Origin of the sequence: Pengzhenrongella frigida, assembly GCF_004168625.1 — a bacterium.
GTDB lineage: Bacteria > Actinomycetota > Actinomycetes > Actinomycetales > Cellulomonadaceae > Pengzhenrongella > Pengzhenrongella frigida.
This window is the reverse complement of record NZ_SDWW01000048.1, coordinates 1-15,792: the sequence shown is the minus strand read 5'-3', so window position 1 is coordinate 15,792 and position 15,792 is coordinate 1. Positions and strand designations below refer to the sequence as shown.

General features: G+C 71.5%; 17 protein-coding genes. 10 read left to right on the top strand and 7 right to left on the bottom strand.

Features of this window, described 5'->3' with window-relative positions; genetic code table 11:
* The first annotated feature begins 67 nt into the window (after positions 1-67).
* Positions 68-313, top strand: a complete 246-nt coding sequence (locus tag EUA98_RS16420) for a hypothetical protein (RefSeq protein WP_130103773.1) — start codon at positions 68-70, stop codon at positions 311-313.
* A 2-nt stretch (positions 314-315) separates the two neighbouring features.
* Here the strand turns inward: EUA98_RS16420 and EUA98_RS16415 are convergent, their stop codons facing one another.
* The 3 genes from EUA98_RS16415 to EUA98_RS16405 are packed head-to-tail and all read right to left on the bottom strand — an operon-like array spanning position 316 to position 4,063.
* Positions 316-957 carry a class I SAM-dependent methyltransferase gene (locus EUA98_RS16415; protein ID WP_242511617.1) on the bottom strand — a complete coding sequence of 214 codons (642 nt, stop codon included), beginning with the start codon at positions 955-957 and terminating at the stop codon, positions 316-318.
* A 49-nt stretch (positions 958-1,006) separates the two neighbouring features.
* The gene (locus tag EUA98_RS16410) at positions 1,007-2,212 is read right to left on the bottom strand and encodes a hypothetical protein (protein ID WP_130103772.1); all 1,206 of its coding nucleotides are present in this window, start codon (positions 2,210-2,212) and stop codon (positions 1,007-1,009) included.
* Positions 2,213-2,260: 48 nt separating this feature from the next.
* Positions 2,261-4,063 carry an SLC13 family permease gene (locus EUA98_RS16405; RefSeq protein ID WP_130103771.1) on the bottom strand — a complete coding sequence of 601 codons (1,803 nt, stop codon included), beginning with the start codon at positions 4,061-4,063 and terminating at the stop codon, positions 2,261-2,263.
* A 124-nt stretch (positions 4,064-4,187) separates the two neighbouring features.
* Between EUA98_RS16405 and EUA98_RS16400 the strand changes: the two genes are divergently transcribed.
* The 4 genes from EUA98_RS16400 (at position 4,188) to EUA98_RS16390 (ending at position 7,448) form a co-directional block, all read left to right on the top strand.
* Positions 4,188-5,666, top strand: coding sequence for a leucyl aminopeptidase family protein (locus tag EUA98_RS16400; RefSeq protein ID WP_242511616.1), 1,479 nt, complete (start codon positions 4,188-4,190; stop codon positions 5,664-5,666).
* 123 nt (positions 5,667-5,789) lie between these two features.
* A complete protein-coding gene (locus EUA98_RS16395) occupies positions 5,790-6,200 on the top strand; it encodes a YciI family protein (RefSeq protein ID WP_130103770.1) in 411 nt (136 codons plus the stop codon).
* Positions 6,201-6,207: 7 nt separating this feature from the next.
* Positions 6,208-6,573, top strand: a complete 366-nt coding sequence (locus EUA98_RS20555; RefSeq protein WP_350339507.1) for a sigma factor — start codon at positions 6,208-6,210, stop codon at positions 6,571-6,573.
* Complete coding sequence (locus EUA98_RS16390; RefSeq protein ID WP_350339506.1) at positions 6,564-7,448, top strand: RNA polymerase sigma factor; 885 nt, start codon at positions 6,564-6,566, stop codon at positions 7,446-7,448. Before EUA98_RS20555 ends, EUA98_RS16390 begins: the two co-directional genes overlap by 10 nt.
* Here EUA98_RS16390 and EUA98_RS16385 read toward each other — a convergent pair.
* From EUA98_RS16385 to EUA98_RS16375, 3 genes are all read right to left on the bottom strand, one after another.
* Positions 7,405-8,919 carry a PTS transporter subunit EIIC gene (locus tag EUA98_RS16385; RefSeq protein WP_130103769.1) on the bottom strand — a complete coding sequence of 505 codons (1,515 nt, stop codon included), beginning with the start codon at positions 8,917-8,919 and terminating at the stop codon, positions 7,405-7,407. The genes EUA98_RS16390 and EUA98_RS16385 overlap by 44 nt on opposite strands.
* A 65-nt stretch (positions 8,920-8,984) precedes the next feature.
* On the bottom strand, positions 8,985-9,929 hold the full coding sequence (murQ, locus tag EUA98_RS16380) for an N-acetylmuramic acid 6-phosphate etherase (protein WP_130103768.1): 945 nt from the start codon (positions 9,927-9,929) through the stop codon (positions 8,985-8,987).
* The gene (locus EUA98_RS16375; protein WP_130103767.1) at positions 9,929-10,834 is read right to left on the bottom strand and encodes a MurR/RpiR family transcriptional regulator; all 906 of its coding nucleotides are present in this window, start codon (positions 10,832-10,834) and stop codon (positions 9,929-9,931) included. The genes murQ and EUA98_RS16375 overlap by 1 nt, the downstream gene beginning before the upstream one ends.
* Positions 10,835-11,076: 242 nt before the next feature.
* On the opposite strand from EUA98_RS16375, the gene EUA98_RS16370 reads away from it, so the two are divergent.
* The 3 genes from EUA98_RS16370 to EUA98_RS16360 all read left to right on the top strand — a co-directional run bounded on the left by EUA98_RS16370 (position 11,077) and on the right by EUA98_RS16360 (position 14,218).
* The gene (locus EUA98_RS16370; RefSeq protein ID WP_242511614.1) at positions 11,077-12,885 is read left to right on the top strand and encodes a glycoside hydrolase family 3 protein; all 1,809 of its coding nucleotides are present in this window, start codon (positions 11,077-11,079) and stop codon (positions 12,883-12,885) included.
* A 95-nt stretch (positions 12,886-12,980) separates the two neighbouring features.
* The gene (locus tag EUA98_RS16365; protein ID WP_165372864.1) at positions 12,981-13,625 is read left to right on the top strand and encodes a GAP family protein; all 645 of its coding nucleotides are present in this window, start codon (positions 12,981-12,983) and stop codon (positions 13,623-13,625) included.
* A gap of 140 nt (positions 13,626-13,765) precedes the next feature.
* Positions 13,766-14,218 carry a DUF6326 family protein gene (locus tag EUA98_RS16360; RefSeq protein WP_130103765.1) on the top strand — a complete coding sequence of 151 codons (453 nt, stop codon included), beginning with the start codon at positions 13,766-13,768 and terminating at the stop codon, positions 14,216-14,218.
* Between the two features lie 6 nt (positions 14,219-14,224).
* On the opposite strand, the gene EUA98_RS16355 is transcribed toward EUA98_RS16360, so the two are convergent.
* Positions 14,225-14,614, bottom strand: a complete 390-nt coding sequence (locus EUA98_RS16355) for a nuclear transport factor 2 family protein (RefSeq protein WP_130103764.1) — start codon at positions 14,612-14,614, stop codon at positions 14,225-14,227.
* A gap of 296 nt (positions 14,615-14,910) precedes the next feature.
* Here EUA98_RS16355 and EUA98_RS20455 point away from each other — a divergent pair, with 296 nt between their 5' ends.
* Entirely contained in the window at positions 14,911-15,042 is a 132-nt protein-coding gene (locus tag EUA98_RS20455; protein ID WP_255424315.1) for a hypothetical protein, read from the top strand.
* An 18-nt stretch (positions 15,043-15,060) separates the two neighbouring features.
* Positions 15,061-15,450 carry a VOC family protein gene (locus EUA98_RS16345; protein WP_130103763.1) on the top strand — a complete coding sequence of 130 codons (390 nt, stop codon included), beginning with the start codon at positions 15,061-15,063 and terminating at the stop codon, positions 15,448-15,450.
* The last annotated feature ends 342 nt before the right edge of the window (positions 15,451-15,792 follow it).

Below are 15,792 nucleotides of genomic sequence, written 5' to 3'. Positions count from 1 at the left end.
GCAGGTCAGAGCCGTGAATGTGCCGGGAGCGGTTCGCGGGAGTCAAGGTGCGGGTTACGTTGGAGGCATGACTACCACAAAGATCACCATGCATCCCGGTGCCGAACGCGACGTTGCGGCCATCGTCCTGACCGCGGCAAATGAGGCGGCGGCCGCGGTCGGTCCCGCGGCTGGGCGCTCGGCGGAAGAGATTGTCGAACAGCTCAACAACGAGCTCACGACGCGGGGTTTGGACCTTCCCGCAGAAACGCTGAACAATGCAGCCGCGGAGATTCTGGCGGGCAACCCGTTCGAGTTCAGCGGCGGACTCTGACGTCAGATCGCCGGCCTCCGGGCCGCGATCCGCTCGACCACGCCGAGGTGCAGGCGCTCATGGGCCTCGAGGGCGAAGCCCATCGCGAGGACGGCACGCAGGGGGCGGTGACAGTAGCGCTCGCCCTGCGTCGGCACGGTGACCACGTCGACCAGTCGCTGGAGCACGCGCACGGGCAAGACCGAGGACTCGACGTGGTCGGCCAGGAGCAGGAGACCCCCGGGGCGAAGGACCCGGGCCATCTCGGCCAGCGCCTGGTCGGCATCGGGGATGCTGCACAGCGCGAAGGTCGAGACCACGGTGTCGAACTGCGCGGCGCGGAAGGGCAGGTCCCTCGCGTCGCCGTCGCGCAGGGTGACCTCGCGGTGGAGGCGGTGGGCGCGCGCCCTGGCGACGGCCAACATCGCAGGGCTCCACTCGATACCTGTCAGCGAGAGGCCGATCGGGTAGTGCTCGAGATTCAGGCCGGTCCCGATCGCGACCTCGAGCGTGTCGCCGGTGGCCCGTCGGCACAGCCACGGCCGCGTACCGGCGAACAGCCTGCGCTCGGCCCAGGTCGTGCGTCGGTCGTAGGTGTCTGCCTGTTTGTCCCAGTACTGGCGCAAGCGCTTGTCGCGTTCTCGGTCGCCCACCGTTGCGCTCACCGTCGGCCGCACGGTCGGCAGCGCGCTGGCAGACGGCGCACGCGGCTGATCAACCGCCGATGCGTCCGACGAGGACGCTGGTGACGATGACGGAGGTGATCGTCACGGTGGAGAAGCCGGCGACGATCATCTTGGGGAGGATCTCGTGCTCGATGGCGGCGACCTCCTCGGGTGACTCGCCCGCGCCGCGGGCGGCTTCCTGGGACAGGATCAGGGTGCCGGGGAAGCCGTAGAGCGAGGTGAGCCCGATCGCGACCGACATCGGGATGCTGTAGCCGAGGAGCTTGCCCACCAGGGTCGAGAACACGCCGATGCCCACGATCCCGAAGACGAAGGCGATGATCAGCGGCTCGGCCAGGGAGGACACGTCGTCGGGCGTGATCGTCGCGAGCGGGCCGAAGATGAGGATCATGATCGCGATCATCATGAGACCCAGGGCGTCGATTCCCCCGAGCACCGAGGGTTTGAAGATGCCCAGGGTGCGCAGCGCGATCCCGAGGATGAGGGCGACGACGAACGTGTTGAGCACTCCGTCGGTGAGGTTGTTGATCCCGATGCTGACGAGCACGGCGATGCCCACGACGAAGAGGGTCCCGGCGGTGGTGGTCAGCGCGGCGGGCAGCCGCGACTGAGCTGTCGCTTCGGCCTGCAGCGTCTCGGTGGGGGTGAGGTTCCCGTCGCGGTACTCGCCCTTGAGTCGCGCTGCCTCGCGCTTGAGGATGAGGGAGGTCAGCGGGAAGCCGACGAGGCCCTGGAGGGCGGCGATGAGGACGGGGAAGATCGCGACGCTGGTCAGGCCGACGCCCAGGGCCGCTTCCTGGACCAGGATCACCGAGATCGCCCCGCCGCTGAGGGCCCCGGTTCCGGCGATGACGAAGTCGCGGGCCTGCGCGTAGCCATCCTGGGCGGACCCCGAGATCCGACCCCCGAAGATGAGACTGGCGACGTAGAGCGCGACGCCGATTCCGACGACGGTGCTGATGCCGATCAGCAGCGTCTTCCACTGCTTGATGAAGTCCTCGAGGCTGATCATCGTGCCGAGGTGCACGATGATGAAGCCGACGACCACGCCCGCGAGCGCGAGCAGCGAGGACGCGGTGAGCAGGTCGTGGGGGAACAGGCCCGTGAGGAACCCGATCAGAAAGATGATCGAGGCGACGAACAGGGACGACAGCAGCGACTTCGTCTTCTTGGCGACGAAGTCGCTGATGGTCCACACCAGCATGACGACGGTGAAGGCGACGACTGGATTCATCAGCTCTCCTCGTGCGGCGGTGGAACAGAGTCAATCAGATTCGCTTGTTCACAGTGGCCACACGCGCGGGATGATCAGGACCGCCAGCATGAGCCAGGTCACGAGCAGGGGAAGGCCGAGACGCCAGTAGTCACCGAAGCGGTAGCCGCCCGGGCTGAAGACCATCATGTTGGCGGGGGTCGCCACCGGCGTGAGGAACGAGGCGGCACCGGCCACCGCCACGGTCATGAGGATCGGCAGCGGGGACACCGCCGACTCGGCCGCGGCCGCGAGCGCGATCGGGATGACGATGAGCACGGTCGCGGTGTTGGAGATGAACTGTCCCAGGCCCGCGGTGAGCAGGAACAGGGCGACGAGCACGAGCACGGGGTGACCGGAGCCGACGATGGCGATCAGTCGTTCCGCGATGCGGTCGGCGGCTCCGCTGGTCTCGATCGCGGTGGACAGGGGGATCAGGCCGCCGATGAGGACCACGGTCTGCCAGGACACCGCGCGGTAGGCCTGTCCGCCGGAGATGACCCGGAACAGCACCATGGCCGTGGCGGCGCCGAGCCCGGCGACGGCGGCCGGAACGACGTCGGCGGCGAGCAGGATGATCATCACGGCCAGGATCGCGATCGCGGTGCCGGCCTTCGCGCCGAGCGGGACGGTCTGGCGCCGGACGAGGTCGGGCGAGTTGACGACGAGGACGTCTCGGTGCTCGACGAGCTCGTCCACCGCGGACCACGACCCGTGCACGAGGAGGGAGTCGCCCTCCTCGATGATGGTGGGTCCGGCGCCGCGATCGCGTCCGCGGCGCCGGATCGCCAGGACCGTGAGCTCCGCGCCGCGAGCCATGCCCGGGAACATCGTCTCGCCGACCAGGGGGGACCGCGGCGGCACGACGAGCTCGGCCACGCCGACCTCGCGCGAGATCAGCTCCCCGGTGGTCGCCGTGACCGGGCGCATGGCCACCGCGAGCACCAGGTCGACGACCGCCCGGCTGACCTCGCTCGGGGCTCCGGTCACCACCAGCACGTCGTCGGCCAGCAGGGCCGCAGCACCCTGGACGGGGACCAGGCCGCGTTGGACCGCGATGAGCTGGAGACCGTCGTAGCCCGACAGGCTCAGCGCGTCGCACGGTGACCCCACCAGGGGAGACTGGTCGCGGATCCGCAGACGGAAGAACCCGTCCACGAGCTCGTAGTGCTCCGCGAGCGTCGCGGCGTGGCGGCTCAGATCGGGCGGCTGCGTCTCCGACACCCGCTCGGGCAGCACGCGTGGGGCGAGGAACGCGGCGAGGGTGATCGTCGCGATCGCGACGGGGACACCCACGATCGCGAAGGAGAAGAACGAGAAGCCCGCGGTGCCCGCGTCGGCCGCCGCGCCGGCGATGAGCACGTTGACCGGGGACGCGGTGAGGACGAGCAGCGACCCGGCACTGCCGGCGAACGCCATCGGCAGGAGCATCCGTCCAGGCGCCAGGCCCAGACGCATCGCGATGACGACGACCATCGGGATGAGCGCCGCGGCGGCGCCGTTGAGGGTGATGAGGGCGCTCATCACGGAAGCCATCGCCATCACGGCGACCAGCGCGACCCGCGGGCGATCGCCGAGCATCGAGAGCAGCCACTGCCCTGCCCACGTGGTGACCCCGGCCGAGTCGATGCCCTCGCTGACCACGAACAGCGACGCGATGAACACCACGACCAGGTCGCCGAACCCGGACAGTGCCTGCTGCGCGGGCAGGACGCCGGTCGCGTAGAGGCTCAGGGAGGCCAGGATCGCGACGGCGCCGACCGGCAGCCGGTTCCAGATGAACGCGACGATGACCGCGGCGAGGATGAGCAGGCTGATCGTTGCGTGGTCCACGGGTGTCCGTCCTGTGCGAGTCGCCGGGGTCGCGGGCCTGGTTCGTCCGACGCCGGCGAGCAGACGTGGTAAGGCTATGGTGAACGAAGCGATGATGCTGAGCTTCGACCCCAGGGGAGTCCCAGTGAGCCGTGCAGTTGCCGTCGCAGCCGACTTCGACGCCGTGCCCACCGCGTCGAATCAACCGAAGGTCACCGTCGCGGAAGCCCCGGGCGACGCGCCCGTCGTCGGCATCCTGGTCGCGTCGTCCGGACCGGCTCCTGGCGGGTTGCCGAACCGGGAGGAGCTCGCCGCGGCGGGATTCACCGGCGCCCGCGGGCAGACGCTGCTGCTGCCCGGCACGCCGCTGCGGGTCGCCGTCGGCCTGGGGGACCCCGCGACCCTGTCGAGCGCGGTGCTGCGCGATGTCTCCGCGGCGTTCGCGCTCGCGGCCGCGGGCCAGTCGCGGCTCGCGCTGCGCCTCGACACGCGGTCCGTCCCGGCGGAGTGGTTCGGTGCGGCGGTCGAGGGGATCGTGCTCGCCCGGTACGAGTTCACCGCGCTGCGCCCGCCGGTGGGCACCCCGCTCGTCGAGCTCATGCTGGTCGCTCCGCCCGACCTGGTCCACGATGCCGAGGCGGCTGCGCTGCGTGGCGCGGTGCTGGCCCGTGCCACCTGCATCTCCCGCGATCTCGCCAACTGCCCGCCCGCGCACCTGTCCGCCGCGCGGATGGGCCAGGTCGCGCACGCGCTGGGTGCCGACGCGGGGCTCGTCGTGGAGACGTTCGACCGCGACCAGCTGCTCGAGCTGCGCTGCGGCGGCATCCTCGGCGTCAACGGTGGGAGCCACGACGAGCCGCGGATGATCAAGCTCACCTACTCGCCCGACTCCCCGGCGCGGTCGATGGTCTGGGTGGGCAAGGGGATCATGTACGACTCCGGCGGCATCAGCCTCAAGCCCGCCGACGGCACCCACGCCGCGATGAAGAACGACATGTCCGGTGCCGGCGCCCTGCTGGCCGCGATGCTCACCCTGCGCGACCTGGGGTGCCGCACGAGCGTGACCGGCTACCTCATGTGCACCGACAACATGCCCTCGGGGTCCGCCCTCAAGATGGGCGATGTCATCACCGCGCGCAACGGCACGACCGTCGAGGTCGCCAACACGGACGCGGAGGGACGGCTCGTGATGATGGACGCCCTCGTCCTTGCTGCCGAGCAGAAGCCCGACGCCATCGTGGACATCGCGACGCTCACCGGGGCGAGCATGCGTGCGCTCGGCACCCTCGTCGCCGTGGTCCTGGGCAACGACCAGGGCGTCATCGACCGGGTGCTCACGGCCGCCCGCACCACTGACGAGCGGGCGTGGCAGCTGCCCCAGGAGCCGGCCTACCGACCCCAGCTCAACAGCGACGTCGCCCACATCTCCAACCTCGGTGGGCCCAATGCCGGAGCCATCACCGCGGCGCTGTTCCTGGCGGAGTTCGTCGACGGCACCCCCTGGGCGCACCTCGACATCGCCGGCACCGCGGTGGCCGACCCGGCCGGTGGCTGGCGGCCGCGCGGGTGCACCGGGTTCGGCGCGCGACTGCTCGCCGAGCTGGCGCTGTCTTTCGCCGTCTGAGTCCGCGCCGGGCGGGGTCGTGCCGACGCCGCCCCGCCGTCATGTCGAGAAGCGCTGATCGGCTTCGCTCACCAGGCAAAGGGCCGCGCGACGGACGAGGCCCCCGACGTCAGGAGATCACCCATGCCGAAGTACCTGCTTCTCAAGCACTACCGGGGCGGACCGCAGTCGTACCGTCCCGTGCCCCCGATGGATCAATGGGCCCCCGAGGACGTGGATGCGCACATGGCCTTCCTCAAGCACGTCAGCGAGCTGCTCGAGGAGAACGGTGAGTATGTCGACGCGCAGGCCCTCACGCCGGTGCGCACCTGGGTGCGCTACGGCGGCCCCGACGCCGCGCCCGTCACCACCGACGGACCGTTGCCCGAGACGAGTGATCTCGTGGCGGGCTGGTACATGATCGACGTCGAGTCGCACGAGCGTGCGGTCGAGATCGCTGCCTACGTCTCCTCGGAGCCCGGCCCGGGCGGAGCGCCGCTGTACGAGTGGATCGACATCCGGGAGGTCATGTCCGAAGCGCTCCCGGACGACTGACCCGGCCGTGACCGACGAACCGGCACGACGGCGGGACGAGGGCACGTTGCGCGCCCTCGTCCCGCAGGTGCTCGCGCGCCTGGTCCGGCGGGGCGAGGACTTCGACGCCGCCGAGGACGCGCTCCAGGACGCGCTGCTGGAAGCGCTGCGGGTGTGGCCCGAGCACCCGCCGCGCGACCCGAGCGCCTGGCTGGCCACGGTCGCGACCCGACGGCTCGTCGACGCCCGCCGCAGCCAGGCTGCCCGGCACCGCCGCGAAGAGCGGGCGCACGCCGAGCCGCGGCCCGCGCTGCCGAGGAGGGCGACGACACGCTCTTCCTGCTCTTCTGCTGCGCCCACCCCGACCTCGCGCCCGCCTCTCAGGTGGCGCTGACCCTGCGCGCCGTCGGCGGCCTCACCACTCGCGAGATCGCCGACGCCTTCTATGTCCCGGAGGCGACGATGGCGCAGCGGATCAGCCGGGCCAAACGCACCCTGCAGGGGCGGCGGCTCGACCAGCCCGGCGATCTCGCCGTCGTGCTGCGCGTGCTCTACCTCGTCTACACGGCCGGTCACGCGCGCCGGGTCGACCTGGCCCGCGAGGCGATCCGGCTCGCCCGCCAGCTCACCCTCGCCACCGAGGAACCGGAGGCGCGCGGGCTGCTCGCGCTGATGCTCCTCAACCATGCCCGCCTCCCGGCACGGCTCGACCCCGAGGGTCGGATCGTCACCCTGGACCGGCAGGACCGTCGCCTGTGGGACACCCGCGAGATCGCCGAGGGCGTGCGCGTCCTGCAGTCGGCGCTGGCGGTGCGGCGCCTCGGCCGCTACCAGATCGAGGCCGCCATCGCCGCCCTGCACGACGACGCGGCGAGCGCTGAGGAGACCGACTGGCCGCAGATCGTCGCCTGGTACGACGACCTCGTCGCCCTCACCGACGACCCGGTTCGCCAGGACCCCGCAGCGGTGCTCGGGCGCGCGGTTGCGGTCGGCCATGTCCATGGTGCGGCTGTCGGGCTGCGTGAGACCGACCGGCTACGCGAGATCCTCGGTGAGCGGCACCGCTGGCACGCCGCCCGCGGTCACCTCCTCGAGCTGGGCGGCGACCTCCCGGCCGCCGCCCGCGCGTATGCCGAGGCCGCCCGCCGGGCCACGAACGTGGCCGAGCGCGACCATCTGGTCCGTCAGGCCGCCAGCGTGGGCCGCCGTGCTCGGGAGGATCCAGTCAGCCGACGCGACCCGCGGTCGCGAGCCCGGCCGACGGCGTGACGTCGGCGGCCGGGACCAGCCCGGCGTCGATCGTGTCGGTGGTGTTGAGCTCCGCGAGCCGCTCGCGGGTGAACCCGAAGAACCAGGTCGCGACGAACCCGACGGCGTACGCGACCAGCAGGCCCACGGCGTAGCCGAACGCGGCGGCACCCTTGCCGCCGCTGCCGTCGAGCAGCGGGAACAGCGACAGGTCGGACGCCCCGATCGCGACGGCCCCGATCGTGGCGCCGAACTGGTCGAACAGCCCGATGACGGCTCCGCCGAACGCGCCGCCGATGCACGCCGTGATGAACGGGCGGCCGAGCGGCAGGGTGACGCCGTAGATCAGCGGCTCACCGACACCGAGGAACCCGGCCGGCAGAGCGGACTTGATGGTCTTGCGGACGCTCGTGTTGCGGCGCAGCCGGTAGTAGACCGCGATCGCGGCACCGATCTGGCCGGCGCCGGCCATCGCGAGGACGGGCAGCAGGATCGTGTAGCCCGTCTGCTCGATGAGGGTGGTGTGGATCGGGATGAGCGCCTGGTGCATGCCGGTCATCACGACGGGCAGGAACAGGCCGCCGAGCACGAACCCGGCCACGCCGCCGGCGGATCCGAGCAGCCACGCCGCCCCCTCTCCGATCAGGACGGACAGCCAGCTTGCGGCGGTCATCAGGAAGAACAGGGTGGCGAACCCCGCCACGAGCACCGTCACGGTCGGAACGATGAGGAGCGCGAGCACGTCCGGGGCCCAGCTGCGGGCCCAGCGCTCGACGTAGGCCGCGAGGATCGCGGCCGCCATGGCGCCGAGCACGCCACCCTGGCCGGGCACGTGGACCTGGCCGAGCGCCGTGATGCTCGCCACGCCGGGCGCCACGACCATCGCGCCGACGACGCCACCGAGGATCGGTGTCCCGCCGAACTCCTTCGCGGCGTTCATGCCGACGAACACGGCGAGGATGGCGAAGAAGCCCGACGACATCACGCCGAGGTACGGCGTCACGCCCGCGAGCCAGGTGGCCGAGCCCGACGTGACCAGGTTGGTCAGGATGCCGTTGATACCGGCGATGAGGCCGCACGCGATCAGGGCGGGGATGAGCGGGACGAAGATGTTCGAGATGCGCCGCAGGGCCGCCTTGACCGGCGTGCGGTTGCGCTCGGTGTTGCCCGCCCGGATCGCCGCGCCGGTCTGCGCGAGCGTGTCGGCCGCGTTCGGGCGTGTGCCGCCCCCGTTCGCGCCGGCGGCCACGATCGCCGCACCGAGGTCGATCGCGACCCGGTCGACGAGGCCCGGGCCGAGCACGATCTGACAGTTCTCGCCGGGCAGGACGGCGAGCACGCCGTCGGTGTCCTGGACCGCCGCGACGTCGACGGCGCGAGGGTCGCGCACCCCCACCCGCAACCGTGTCATGCAGTTCTCGATGTCGATGATGTTGCCCGGGCCGCCGAGCGCAGCCAGCAACCGGTCCGCGATCTCGCGAGAGTCGGTCATGTCGTGGGTCCTTCCACAGATCATCGAGCGTTCGGGTGGTGGGAAGCGTCGGTGGTGCGGGCTGGTCAGGCGTGCGAGAGGGGGGTGCGGGCAGGTGCCGTTGCCGGCGCCGACGGCGTGGGCGCGATCGCCGCGCGAACGCTGCCGGCCGCGCGGTCCAGGCGCTCGGCCGCCTCGTCGACGCCGCAGTCGGCGAGCAGCATGACGACGGCGGTCTTCGCGTGCCCGCCGGCGCGCTCGATGGTCGCCGCGGCCGTGGCGGCGTCGGCCCCGGTCGCCGCGCTGACGATGCGCCGGGCGCGGTCGACGAGCTTCGCGTTGGTCGGCCGGACGTCGACCATGAGGTTGTGGAACACCTTGCCGGTGCGGATCATGCTCGCCGTCGAGAGCATGTTGCAGACGAGCTTCTGCGCGGACCCCGCCTTGAGGCGCGTCGAGCCCGTGAGGATCTCCGGGCCGGTCTCGACCTCGATCGCGACATCGGCGTGGCCGCTGATCGCGGCACCGAGGTTGCACGCGACCGACACGGTCGCCGCGCCGACCGACCGGGCGTAGTCGAGGCCACCGATGACGTACGGCGTCCGGCCGCTCGCCGCGAGGGCCACGACGACGTCGCGCGCGGTCAGGTCGGCCGCCTGCAGATCGGCGACCGCGAGCGCGGGGTCGTCCTCGGCGCCCTCTACGGCACGCAGGAAGGCGTGCTCGCCGCCCGCGATCAGGCCGAGCACCTCGCCGGGATCGGTGCCGAACGTGGGTGGGCACTCGACGGCGTCGAGCACGCCGAGGCGGCCGCTCGTCCCGGCGCCGAGGTAGATCAGCCGGCCACCGTGGGTGCGTGCGGTGACGATCAGGTCGACGGCCCGCTCGATCGCGGGCAGGGCGAGGGCGACGGCGTCGGGCACGGTGCGGTCCTCGGCGTTCATGACCGCCAGCAGCTGGGCGACCGGCATCGTGTCCAGGTCGCGGGTCGCCTCGTTGGCTGTCTCGGTCATGAGGGTGGAGCAGTTCATCAGGCGTCTGTCCTTCGGGAGGGGCGGGTTCGGCCGGGCCGGGGCGCGACCGCCGCGTAGGTGCTGCGGAGGGCGTCGCGGGCGCCGGGAAGGGTCTGGACCACGCCGATGAACAGCGCGTCGACGACGAGCAGCTGTCCGGTCCGGCTGGCCATCGCGGCCGACCGGAAGCCGAACTCGCGGCCGCCGGTGACGAGCACGTGCGCCGCCTGGCGCGCGAGGGTGGATCGGCCCGCGCCGGTGATGGCGGCCGTGGCAGCCCCAGCGGTCCGGGCGAGCGCGAGCGGCTTGACCGTGCCCGGGTTCTCGCCCGAGTGCGACACGCCGATCGCGATGTCGCGCGGGCCGAGCAGGCTCGCGCTGACCATGGCGGCGTCGTGCTCGGTCCGGGCGCGGCAGTCGAGGCCGACGCGGCTGAGCTTCTGGGTGAGGTCCTCGGCGACCAGGCCCGAGGCGCCGATGCCGTAGACGTCGATCCGCCGGGCGGCGCCGATGGCGGCGATCACCCGCTCGAGACCGGCCGGGTCGACCAGCTCGGCCGTCGCCCGGATCTGCTCCGCCTCGAACGCGGCGAGCTTGGCGAGCACGACACCGGCCGGGTCGCCCTCGACGATGTCCGCGCCGAGCGGGACGCCGTCGGCGCCGTGCACGGAGCCGCCGTGCGCGGCGAGCGCGAGGCGGAGCTGGGGGTAGCCCTCGAAGCCGAGGCTCCGGGCCGCACGGATCACCGTCGCGGTGCTCGTGGCGGCCCGCTCGGCGAGCTCGCCGACCGTCAGCGCGGAGACGCCGGCGGGGTCCGCCTGGATGATCTGCGCGAGGCGAGCCTCGGCGGGGGAGAGGGACGGCAGGAGCGCCCGGATCCGCGCGACCAGGTCGTGCGGGGTCGGTGTGACCGTTCGTGCCATGAGTTCCCACCCTTCGACCATCCGCTCCGACGTCGCTTCTCCCGTTGAGTTTCATATGGGCGACGTCAGTTTGTCAATTAGTTTCACGCTTCTCATCTCTCGCCGCGTGTTTCGGCCAGAGATGCCGACCTCGGTCCATCTCGGTCCCGTCGGCTGATGTACGTTACTTTCACGACGAAGTGCCGCTGCTGTCACTTCGTGTCAACTCGGCCGGTCGGCCGGGTCCGATCCAGGAGGCTCCTGTGAAACGCTCGCACCGCATCCGTTCCCGGTCCGCACTGGCCGTCCTCGCCGGCGTCGCGCTCGCGGTCCCGTTCGGGGCCGGCCCGGCCGTCGCGGGCCCGCAGGGCGGGCACGACGCGCAGTACGTCAAGCGCACCCTGCGGCAGATGTCGCTCGAGGAGAAGGTCGGGCAGCTCTTCGTCACCAACGTCTACGGGTCGCAGGCGGACGTGGTGACCGACACCGAGAGGGCCGCGAACCGGCTCGCGTACGGCGTCGACACCGGGGCCGAGGTCGTGCGCAAGTACCACCTCGGCGGCGCGATCTACTTCACCTGGACCAACAGCGTTCAGAACCCGTCCCAGATCACCGCCCTGAGCAACGGCCTGCAGGCCGCGGCGCTCGACAGCGGCGCCGAGGTGCCGCTGCTCGTGGCGATCGACCAGGAGCAGGGCATCGTGACCCGGGTCGGCCCGCCCGCCACGCAGCTCGCGGGCAACATGGCGCTCGGCGCCGGTCGGAGCTCGGCCGACACCCGCACGGCCGCGCAGATCACCGGCGCGGAGCTGCGCGCGATGGGGATCAATCAGGACTTCGCGCCCGACGCTGACGTGAACGTCAACCCCGCCAACCCCGTCATCGGGGTGCGCTCGTTCAGCTCCGACCCGACGCTGGCCGCGGACCTCACCGCGGCGGCCGTGGCGGGCTACCAGGACGACGCGGGCATCGCCGCGACGGCCAAGCACTTCCCCGGCCACGGCGACACCGCCGTCGACAGCCACCTCGGCATCCCGCTGATCACCCACACCCGCGAGCAGTGGGAGACGCTCGACGCGCCGCCGTTCCGGGCGGCGATCGACGCTGGCGTGGACTCGATCATGACCGGGCACATCGTGGTGCCCGCGCTGGACCCGTCCGGCGTCCCCGCGACGCTCTCCAAGCCGATCGTCACCGGCGTCCTGCGCCAGGAGCTCGGGTTCGACGGCGTCGTCTACACCGACGCGCTGACGATGGAGGGGGTCCGCGCGGCCTACACCGATGCCGAGATCCCCGTGCTCGCGCTCGAGGCCGGCGTCGACGTGCTCCTGATGCCGTTCGAGGGTTCGATGGACGTCGCCTACCAGGGTGTCCTCGACGCCGTCCGTAGCGGCCGGATCTCCGAACGGCGGCTCGACCAGAGCGTGCGGCGCGTGCTGGAGCTGAAGGTGAAGAACGGCATCGTCGCCGCACCCATGGCAGACCCGGCCGGTCTCGCCGGCGTCGTCGGCACGCCCGAGCATCTCGCCACCGCCCAGGCCATCACCGACCGCACCACCACGCTCGTGACCAACGACGGCACCCTGCCGATCACGCCCGCCGGTGCGCGCGTGCTCGTCGTCGGACCCGACGCGGCCACGACCGGCGCGCTGACGACGTCGCTCGGCGCGCGCGGCGCGCACGTGACCACGATGGTGACCGGGACCTCGCCCGACGCAGCGATGCGCGCGGCGGCCGTCGTCGCGGCCGGTGGGAGCGACGTCGTCGTCGCGCTGACGAACAACGCCCATGGGGGAACCGCAGCAGCGGCGAACGTGCGGGCCCTGCTGGCCGAGCTCGGCGCCACGCCGACCCCCCTGGTCGCTGCGGCGATCCGGAACCCGTACGACGTCGCGTACGGCGCCGGGGTGGAGAGCTGGCTCGCCACCTACTCGGTCAAGCCCGTGGCGATCGAGGCCCTGGCCCGCACGATCACCGGCGAGGTCACCCCGCAGGGGGCGCTGCCCGTCGACGTGCCCGCCGCGGGAGAGGGCACGACGGCCTACCCGTTCGGGGCCGGGCTCGGCTGGTGAGGCGCTGAGTCCCCGGCGCGCGCGAACGGCCGTGGTCCGGCAGGCTTGCAGCGACGTCCCGCTTCCGGGGCTCGTGAGCGACGGGTCGGATCTCGGTGGGCGAAGTCCTCGCACTGGCACTGGCCATAGCGGCGTCACCGTTCCCGGTGGTCCCCGCGATCCTGCTGCTGTTCACCGCGCGGCCCCGGCCGACGTCGTTGGCGTTCCTCGGCGGCTGGTTCGGCGGGATCGGGCTGGTCACGGCCGTCTTCGCACTCCTCGCCGAGGCGATCGGATCCGGCGGCGACTCGCCCGCCTGGCTCTCGTGGGTGCGGATCGTCGTGGGTGCGGTGCTGGTCGTCGTCGGCGTTCGACAGTGGGTCGGGCGGCGCGCCGCTGACGGGCCGCCGGCGTGGATGCGTTCGATCCAGGACGCGACGCCGCGGACCGCCGTGCGCCTCGCGCTGCTGCTGTCGGTGGCCAACCCAAAGGTCGTGCTGCTCGCGGCGGCGGCCGGCCTCGACCTCGGCACCGCGGGTCTGTCGGTCGCGCGCGAGATCGCCGCGGTCGTGGGGTTCACCGCTGTCGCCTCGATCACTGTCGCGATCCCCGTGCTGCTGCACGCCGTGCTGGGCGCGCGCGTCCTGCCACCGCTGCGGACGGCGAAGGACTGGCTCCTGCGCAACAACGCCGCCGTCATGGCGGTCGTCATCACGGCGATCGGGCTGGTGCTGATCAAGAACGGCGTGACCGGGCTCTGACCCGGCCAGCTCGGAGACGGGCAGGGAGGGGCCCAACTGCCCTGTGCGCGCCGGTGGCCGCGGCGCGAGGCTGGAGCTGTACCCGAGCGGTCGCAGCGAGGTCGTCGGCGACGTCAGCTTCGACGAAAGGACCGGACCCCATGAGTACGACAACGACGCGAACGAGCGCGACCCGGCAGTACCGAGACACCCGGGTCGATGTGAAGCTCGTGCTGAGCGCACTGTGGATCACGATGCTGTTCGTGTTCGCCTACGTCGACATCTTCGGTTTCTACCGCGCCGATGTTCTCGAGGCAGCGCTCGACGGCGAGGTGGCGACCACGTCGTTCACGGTCGATCAGCTGTTCCTGGCCTACACCCTGGTGTACGTCCTGCTGCCGGCCCTGATGGTGATCCTGTCGCTCGTGCTCCGGCCACGGGTCAACCGGATCGCCAACATCGCGGTCAGCCTCGTCTACCTGGTCACCATCATCGGCGCGGCCATCGGCGAGGAGTGGGCCTACTACCTCATCGGAAGCGTGGTCGAGGTGGTCCTCCTGGCCGCCATCGCCCGGACGGCCTGGAGATGGCCGGCACCTGAGCTCGCCCCCTGACCGCGGTCATCCTCCCGCGTCGCCGCGCTCCACCCAGGCCGCGCGCCACGCGGGCGCCTCGAACGGCTCGGCCCAGTACGCGGTCTCGCGGGCGATCTTCCCGTCGCGCAGCTCGAAGATGAACACGGTCTTGTACACGGGTCCGCCGTAGTCGAGCGACGCTTCGAGGACGACGAGGTCACCGGCGCCGACGATGCGGCGCTTCGTGATCGTCGGGAGCTGGGGGAAGGCCCCGTAGATCGCCCGGCGGTTGTCCGCACCGACCACCTTCTCGCCGGACTGCGGCCAGTCCATCACCGCGTCCTCATGGAAGAGCTCGTCCATGAGGTGGATCTCGTTGTCGTTGAGGCAGGCGATGAGACGTTCGACGACCTGGCGGTTCTCGGTCTGGCTCATGTGCGTTCCTCCCGGCGGTGATCGGGTGCCCGAGGCGAATGGTCCGATGGTCCCGAGAATATGGCGCACCGAGCCGGGACGCGCGCCCGTAGCAGGATGCCCGACGACGGACCCGGGTTGCCGGATCTCGACCCGCGGGGGAGGGTCGGTCCATGGATGAACTCACCCGGTGGCCGACCTGGTCGCGTCGAAGGAGTGCTACGAGAAGCTCGGCTTCGTCGCGGTGGGCGGCGATCTCGAGATGAACTACCTGATCCTGAAGAACGGCGAGTCGACGCTGGGGCTCTAGAGTGCGGGTGATCCAGCGACGCCTCGAGGACGCGGGCCTCGAGCTCACCCTCCGGGCCGACCCCGACGGGACCGGGCCGGGCTCGATCACCCGCACCGATCCGGACGGCAACCCGATCCTCATCGACCAGTTCTTCTAGCCTCACGACGGGACTCACATGAGAATCAACCTGGCGAGCGTGTTCGTCGATGACCAGGAGAAGGCGCTGCGGTTCTACACCGAGGTGCTGGGCTTCGTGAAGAAGCACGACGTGCCGGTGGGTGCGGACCGGTGGCTCACCGTGGTCTCCCCGCAGGATCCGGACGGCACCGAGCTGTTGCTCGAACCCAGCGGCCACCCGGCGGTCCAGCCGTTCAGGGCGGCGTTGGTTGCCGACGGCATCCCGTACACGTCCTTCGCCGTCGACGACGTCAGGCTCGAGTACGAGCGTCTGCGCGGCCTTGGCGTGCGCTTCACCCAGGATCCCGTCGACATGGGGCCGGTGACCACGGCAGTGCTCGACGATACCTGCGGCAACCTCATCCAGATCGCCCACCAGGCCAGCTAGGCAGGCGGTGCCCGAGCTCGACCGCGACGTCGCTCTCGCTGATGCCGCGACGTGTCCGTATCGGCCGGGCTGAGCAGAAGGGCTCGGTCCGTGGGACTCAGCCCGCACACAGGTGGGCGCGCTAGGTTCGGCGCCCACAGCCCCCGTCACCCTTGGTCCCCCTGAGAGATGTGACGGGGGTTGCCTGCGCCCGAACCACCCCTGGCTCTTCGGACGAGCAGGTCAGCCCCCGGACATTTCGCGCTCGACGTGGGAGGGTTGAGTGGTCGGGGGCTCGTTGAGCGCGCCATGTCGCGACGTGCCGTTCCCGGTGCCTGGTGAACGCGGGGCTCGCGCCCTCGG

Excerpts from the sequence above, each read along its gene's own strand:
- EUA98_RS16420 (WP_130103773.1), top strand. The coding sequence starts at position 68 with ATGACTACCACAAAGATCACCATGCATCCCGGTGCCGAACGCGACGTT.
- EUA98_RS16410 (WP_130103772.1), bottom strand. The coding sequence starts at position 2,212 with ATGAATCCAGTCGTCGCCTTCACCGTCGTCATGCTGGTGTGGACCATC.
- EUA98_RS16395 (WP_130103770.1), top strand. The coding sequence starts at position 5,790 with ATGCCGAAGTACCTGCTTCTCAAGCACTACCGGGGCGGACCGCAGTCG.
- EUA98_RS16385 (WP_130103769.1), bottom strand. The coding sequence starts at position 8,919 with ATGACCGACTCTCGCGAGATCGCGGACCGGTTGCTGGCTGCGCTCGGC.
- murQ (WP_130103768.1), bottom strand. The coding sequence starts at position 9,929 with ATGAACTGCTCCACCCTCATGACCGAGACAGCCAACGAGGCGACCCGC.
- EUA98_RS16375 (WP_130103767.1), bottom strand. The coding sequence starts at position 10,834 with ATGGCACGAACGGTCACACCGACCCCGCACGACCTGGTCGCGCGGATC.
- EUA98_RS16360 (WP_130103765.1), top strand. The coding sequence starts at position 13,766 with ATGAGTACGACAACGACGCGAACGAGCGCGACCCGGCAGTACCGAGAC.
- EUA98_RS16355 (WP_130103764.1), bottom strand. The coding sequence starts at position 14,614 with ATGAGCCAGACCGAGAACCGCCAGGTCGTCGAACGTCTCATCGCCTGC.
- EUA98_RS16345 (WP_130103763.1), top strand. The coding sequence starts at position 15,061 with ATGAGAATCAACCTGGCGAGCGTGTTCGTCGATGACCAGGAGAAGGCG.